Genomic DNA, 4,144 nt, shown 5'->3' with positions numbered 1-4,144 from the left:
TCGCCGACGCCTGGCGGCGGGTGCTGCCCGCCCTGGCCGCCGACGCCCGGCAGGCCGAGACCCCCGCCGCCGCCCGCAGCGACGCCCGCGCCGACGGCTCGGTCGAGGCGATCCCCGGCCTCGGCGCCGGCTTCGCGGGCCGGATACCCGCCGACACCACCCAGGTGGTGCTGGCCACCGGCGAGGGCAAGGACACCAACCGGGCCACCGTCACGCTGTGGACCCGCACCGCCGAGGGCCGCTGGCTGGCCGGCGAGAGCTGGCAGGGCCACAACGCGTTCAAGGGCTGGACCGCCGACCACAACGAGGGCGACCTGCGCAGTCCGATCGGCGTCTTCTCGCTCACCGACGCCGGTGGCCGCAAGGCCGACCCGGGCAGCAGGCTCCCGTACGACAAGGACCCCAACTTCGTGGTCTCCGGGACGGGCTTCGCCGGCGAGCAGCTGGCCGGCTCCTTCGACTACGTCGTCGCGATCAACTACAACCGGGTGGCCGGCAACTCCCCGCTCGACCCGCGCCGCCCGAACGGCTCGACCAAGGGCGGCGGGATCTGGATCCACGTCGACCACGGCGGTCCGACGCACGGCTGCGTCTCCATCCCGGAGGACAAGATGGCGCAGCTGATCCGCACCCTCGACCCGGCCGCCCGCCCGGTGATCGTGATGGGCGACGCCGCCTCGCTGGCGGTCTGACCAGCCCGTGCCGCGTCCCGGCGCCGGGACGGCGGCCCGTCTGCCGCAACGGTCCTTGTCGGTCTCCTACAGCTTCCCGGCACGGATCCTGTAGCCGGTCGCGACCCGCTGACCAGCGGGTAACCGGGTTGAGTGGGCAGTATGAGCGGTTCGCGCATCGTGGCACTCGGCCACTACCAGCCCCCCAAGGTCCTCACCAACGACGACCTGGCGAAGCTGGTCGACACCGACGACGAGTGGATCCGTAGCCGGGTGGGCATCCGGACGCGGCATATCGCGGAGGGCGAGACCGTCGTCGACCTCGCCACCGAGGCGGCCCAGAAGGCGCTCGCCAACAGCGGCCGGTCGGCGTCCGACGTCGATCTGGTCGTGGTCGCCACCTGCACGGCGGTGGAGCGCAGCCCCAACACGGCCGCCGCCGTCGCGGCGCGGCTCGGGGTGCGTGCGCCGGCCGCCTACGACATCAACACGGTCTGCTCGGGCTTCTCCTACGCGCTGGCCACCGCGGACCACGCGATCCGGGCCGGAGCGGCCCGTACGGCGCTGGTGATCGGCGCGGAGCGGATGTCGGACACCCTCGACTGGACCGACCGCTCCACCTGCGTGATCTTCGGCGACGGCGCCGGCGCGGCGCTGGTCGAGGCCCAGGAGGAGGGCGAGGAGCCGGGGATCGGCCCGGTGGTCTGGGGGTCGGAGCCGGAGAAGGGCGACGCGGTGGTGATCACCGGCTGGGATCCGGTGATCAGCCAGCAGGGCCAGTCGGTGTTCCGCTGGGCGACCACCCAGATCGCCCCGCTGGCCCGGCAGGCCTGCGAGCGGGCCGGGATCGACCCGTCCGAGCTGAAGGGCTTCGTGCCGCACCAGGCCAATCTGCGGATCATCGACGCGATCGCCAACCGGCTCGGGGTGACCGACGCGGTGGTGGCCCGGGACGTCGTGGAGTCCGGCAACACCTCGGCGGCCTCCGTCCCGCTGGCCTTCTCCAAGCTGGTCGAGCGCGGCGAGCTGTCGCCCGGCGACCCCGTCCTGCTGTTCGGCTTCGGCGGCGGCCTCGCCTACGCCGGACAGGTCGTCCGCTGCCCCTGATCCCCGGATCCCCGCTGACGCGGCTGTAGCCGCCTCCTGACACGTCTGTGGGCGGTCACCCCCGATGGGTGACCGCCCACAGGCGTTCGTGCGTGTCATGGCGCGCTGCGGACCGCCGGCGGACCTCCCCCGAGGACACGGCCGCCGTCCGTCGTACCCCGGACAGGAGGCCGGGGCGCGCGCGAAGCGGAAGGTGGGTCGGAGCGGATCGGTCTACTTGGGCGCCTTCTTGCCGGTGACGCCCAGGTACACCAGGGGAGCGAGGTTGGGCTTGAGGTCCTTGACCTTGACGCCCCAGGAGGTGAAGGCCTTCTGGTGCTCGGCCGCCGAGGCGAGCAACGAGACCAGCGACCCGGCGACGGCGGCCGGATCCAGCGACTTGTCGGCCTGTCCCTTCGCCTGGAGTTCCTTGACGGCCTCCGTGAGCGGCTTGGCGACCGCGTTGAGGACGGTCATGCGGATCTTGAAGAACCGCTTGTCCCCTTCGGCGGCACCGAGCGTGACCACACGGAGAATGGCGTCGTTCTTGCGCCAGAAGGCGAGGAATCCGTCGACCAGTTCTTCCGAAGTGGCCGTGCCGGACTTCCCTGCCCAGGACTTTCCGGCCACCAGCTCTTTGAGCGTGTCGGCGTCCTTGGCCATTTCCTCGGCGATTTCGAGGACGGCGCCCTCGACATCCGGGAAGTACTGGTAGAAGGTCGCGGGGGAGGTACCCGCCATACGGGCGACGTCGATGACCTTGACGTCCCGATAGGGCGACGTGCTGAGCATCTCGCGGAGGCAATCGAGCAGCTTCTGCCGCGTCTCCTGTCCGCGTCGCCCGGCGACGCGACCGTCGACGGTGCGAACTTGTCCTGTCATGCCGTCAGCTTACCGTGGCCCGATCTTGGCGCGATTCGGTGATGTGACAATTACTCCGCACGGGGGTTGGTATAGCCGCTCAGAGCCCTTCGGATGGATATTTACGGGCCCCCGCGCCCCTCCTTGACGCCCCCCCGTGCACCGGTGACGCCGCAGGGTGACGAACCCTTCGCTGAGGGGTTATCGAGTAACGGAGCGTGACAGTCGCCGTGGGCGTGTGAGTTGCCCCTCGTGACACGCCCGGGCGTGTCGGGTGCAAGTCGACACCGGAGCGGACGTCAGAATCCGGCCGTTTCGTCGCCGCTGACCGGCCGGTGGAGCCCGCCGGGGGCCGGACGGTGCTCTGGGCGGGGGAGGTTGGAGATGGGCCGGGCGGCATTGGAGAATCGGGTCCGGCACCACGCGGTGGGTGCGCGGCACCACGCGGGCGGTGCTCAAGACGGGGAGGTGGCAGCGGGTGGACCAGCTGACGGCGCACGATCCGAGGCGGATCGGGCCCTTCGAGGTGCTGGGGCGGCTCGGGGCGGGCGGCATGGGCCTGGTCTACCTGGCGCGGTCCGCGTCCGGCCGGCGGGTGGCCATCAAGACGGTCCGGGGGGAGCTGGCCGAGGACGAGCTGTTCCGGGTCCGGTTCGCCCGGGAGATCGAGGCCGCCAAGACGGTCGGCGGCTTCTACACGGCGGCCGTGGTCGACGCCGACGCGGACGCCCGGGTGCCCTGGCTGGCCACCGCGTACGTCCCGGCGCCGTCCCTGGAGGACCTGGTCACCGAGTGCGGGCCGCTGCCGGTCGGAGCGGTGCGCTGGCTGGTGGCCGGCATCGCCGAGGCCCTGCAGTCCATCCACGCCGCCGGGCTGGTCCACCGCGACCTCAAGCCGTCCAACGTGCTGGTCGTCGAGGACGGCCCCCGGGTGATCGACTTCGGCATCGCCGCCGGCGTCTCCAGCACCCGGCTCACCATGACCAACGTCGCGGTCGGCACCCCGGCGTACATGTCGCCGGAGCAGGCCAGGGACAGCCGGGGCGTCACCGGCGCCAGCGACGTCTTCTCGCTCGGCTCGCTGCTGGTCTTCTGTGCCACCGGCCACCCGCCGTACCGGGGCGCCAACCCGGTGGAGACGGTCTTCCAGCTGCTGCGCGACCAGCCCGACCTCTCCGGCCTGCCGCCGGAGCTGGCCGACCTGGTGCGCGCCTGCATGCGGCCGGCGCCCGAGCACCGGCCGACCCCGGAGCAGATCCAGGCCGAGCTGGCCCCGCACCTGTTCTCCCGGGACGACGCCTCCGGCGAGGCCGGGGACTGGCTGCCGCCCAACGCGCTCGCCCTCATCGAGCACAAGCGGGGCCGCCGCCAGCCGCCGCCGGCCGTCCCGCCGCAGCCCGTGCCGCAGCATCCGCCGCACCCGTCCGCCCCGCACGCGTCCGCGCCGCACTCGGCGGCTGCGCATCCCGGCCCGGCCTCGCACCCGGGCCAGGACGACCCGCGCACCCGGGCGGTCGCCGGGACGA

General features: G+C 72.7%; 4 protein-coding genes. 3 read left to right on the top strand and 1 reads right to left on the bottom strand.

Annotated elements, in window-relative coordinates; translation table 11 throughout:
* Together ABD308_RS23390 and ABD308_RS23385 are read left to right on the top strand one after the other, a co-directional pair.
* A partial coding sequence (locus ABD308_RS23390) for a L,D-transpeptidase family protein (protein ID WP_344338235.1) occupies window positions 1–692 on the top strand: 692 nt, incomplete at its 5' end.
* A gap of 141 nt (window positions 693–833) precedes the next feature.
* Window positions 834–1,778, top strand: a complete 945-nt coding sequence (locus tag ABD308_RS23385; RefSeq protein ID WP_344338233.1) for a beta-ketoacyl-ACP synthase III — start codon at window positions 834–836, stop codon at window positions 1,776–1,778.
* A 213-nt stretch (window positions 1,779–1,991) separates the two neighbouring features.
* Here ABD308_RS23385 and ABD308_RS23380 read toward each other — a convergent pair whose 3' ends face one another.
* The gene (locus tag ABD308_RS23380) at window positions 1,992–2,639 is read right to left on the bottom strand and encodes a TetR family transcriptional regulator (RefSeq protein WP_266311629.1); all 648 of its coding nucleotides are present in this window, start codon (window positions 2,637–2,639) and stop codon (window positions 1,992–1,994) included.
* A gap of 457 nt (window positions 2,640–3,096) precedes the next feature.
* Between ABD308_RS23380 and ABD308_RS23375 the strand changes: the two genes are divergently transcribed.
* A partial coding sequence (locus ABD308_RS23375) for a serine/threonine-protein kinase (protein ID WP_344338240.1) occupies window positions 3,097–4,144 on the top strand: 1,048 nt, incomplete at its 3' end.

Source organism: Kitasatospora putterlickiae (assembly GCF_039527695.1).
Classification (GTDB): Bacteria; Actinomycetota; Actinomycetes; order Streptomycetales; family Streptomycetaceae; genus Kitasatospora; species Kitasatospora putterlickiae.
This window is presented reverse-complemented; position numbering and strand designations above follow the sequence as displayed.